Genomic DNA, 1,161 nt, shown 5'->3' on the forward strand with positions numbered 1-1,161 from the left:
AGTCAAAACTTTATTTATAATAGTGTTTACCATACGTAAGTGAAGTTGTAATATCACTGTTTTGATTTAATATATTATAAATATCAACTATGTCATTAAATAATTCATCTATACAACTTCGTGCTCTATTACTAAAAATACAATTTTTCACCCTATTCCAAATGTTTTCTTGTGGATTTAAATCAGGGGAATAGGGTGGCAAATTTATAAACACTAAATTTTTTTTATTATCAAGATAGCTTTTCATACCATCACAATTGTGAATACGAGCATTATCCATTATTATATAAATTGTTTTACCGGAATTGATTTCAAGTAAAAGATCAATAAAGTTACAAACGTGATTATTACAGATACTTTCTTCAGAACTATATACATCAGCAAATGTTTCAAATTTTCCGTGAATGGTGCTAGCTCCAATAATATTAACTCCAATGTGAGGGTTGTTTTTTTCAAGGATAGGTGACACTCCTTTAACACTCCAACTTCTACGATTTTGAGATTCTAGTCTAATATAAGTTTCATCCATGGCATAAATCATAATATTAGAAGAACTTTCTGCAGTTTCCAAAATTATTTTCATTTTTTTTAAAATTCTCTTTTTCTAATTCATCCGCCTTACTAGGCTTAGGTTGAGCCCTTTTAAATGTGTAATTTTCACTTTTTAATATTCTTCTAATAGTTTCATCTGAATAAGAAGTGTCATATTTTTTATTTATATATTCTGCTAAAAGTGGGGTAGTCCAATTAAAACCAATAAGGTTATGGCTATTAGGGGTAGATTCGTTCAAGGTTTTTATTAAATCATTTTTCATTTCAGCAGTGAATTTACTTGTGGACCCGCCTCGATTATCAATAAGCGAATCGATACCTAGATCATTCCATTTATTCACACAAGCTACTACTGTAACTAACGATTTTTGGATATCAGAAGCAATATATTTATTATTAAAACCTTGTAATCTTAGTATTATAACTGTTAATATTCTTCTAGAATAATTACTTTTTTCTTTATTTCTCATTGTTTTTAATTCTTCAAGTGTATATCCATGATCATCAATTTCAAATGCTTTTCTACCCATTTTTAACAACTCCTTATTTTCTGATTCTATCATAAATAGGGAGGTTTTGTAAATAAAGTTTTGGTTGTGTTTATCTATA

At 27.9% G+C, this 1,161-nt stretch carries 2 protein-coding genes; both read right to left on the reverse strand.

All coding sequences use genetic code 11. The features are described 5' to 3' along the window. Positions 1-10: 10 nt before the first annotated feature. Entirely contained in the window at positions 11-571 is a 561-nt protein-coding gene (locus tag I6U48_RS28765; RefSeq protein ID WP_218323949.1) for a transposase, read from the reverse strand. Then, positions 546-1,082, reverse strand: a complete 537-nt coding sequence (locus I6U48_RS28770) for a helix-turn-helix domain-containing protein (protein ID WP_218323950.1) — start codon at positions 1,080-1,082, stop codon at positions 546-548. Before I6U48_RS28770 ends, I6U48_RS28765 begins: the two co-directional genes overlap by 26 nt. Between the last annotated feature and the right edge of the window lie 79 nt (positions 1,083-1,161).

Source organism: Clostridium thailandense (assembly GCF_019207025.1).
Lineage (GTDB): Bacteria > Bacillota > Clostridia > Clostridiales > Clostridiaceae > Clostridium_AM > Clostridium_AM thailandense.